This is a genomic window from Roseibium sediminis, assembly GCF_008711325.1.
Classification (GTDB): Bacteria; Pseudomonadota; Alphaproteobacteria; order Rhizobiales; family Stappiaceae; genus Roseibium; species Roseibium sediminis.
Genome location: NZ_VXDB01000100.1, coordinates 1 through 682, shown reverse-complemented (window position 1 = coordinate 682; position 682 = coordinate 1). Strand labels below are relative to the sequence as shown.

Sequence of the window (682 nt, the reverse complement as noted above, 5' to 3'; positions counted from 1 at the left end):
GGATGTTGCGACGACCGGTTGAATCTGCCTTGGACGCCACGATCCGAGTGATGGATCAGGCCCCTGGGGGGACGGCGGCTTCTGATCGCCATCTTCAGGGCATCTTCGCACAGGGTGCTTTTCAGGCGATCTGACATCGACCAGCCCACGATCTCCATGGTTCCGAGATCTTTGACTGCGGCGAGGTAAAGCCAGCCCTCATCCGTGGGAATATAGGAAATGTCAGCCAGCCAGACGATGTCGGGTGCCGTGATCTGGAAGTTCCTGCCCAGAAGGTTTGGTGCAATACCGTATCCATGGCGGCTATCGGTGGTCATCGGCATGCGACGCTTGCGCATGGGCGGCCGAATATCGTTCTCTTTCATGAGCTTGGCCACCAATTTGCGAGAGACCCGGTGACCACGAGCACGCAGCTCGGCATGGATACGCGGTGCTCCGTAGCGCTGTTTGCTCTCCTGGAAGATCGACCTGATCTCATCAACCAGAGCGTCGTGTCTGGAAGCACGTTCTGCCCGTTCCGGGGCTGTGCGTTGCCAACGGTGAAACCAGCTCCGGCTGACGCCAAGGACGCGACAAAGCAGGCGGATCGAATGATGGCCAACATGGGCAGCGATGAATGCAAGCTTCGCAATCATGTCTTCGCCGCCCATTGTGCGAAAAAAGCAGATGCTTTGCGCATCAC

At 58.1% G+C, this 682-nt stretch carries 1 protein-coding gene; it reads right to left on the bottom strand.

Going from position 1 to position 682, the window contains the following annotated elements; all coding sequences use genetic code 11:
• The coding region (locus tag F0155_RS23240; protein WP_161599893.1) for an IS3 family transposase at positions 1–635 on the bottom strand (635 nt) is incomplete at its 3' end.
• Positions 636–682: the final 47 nt, after the last annotated feature.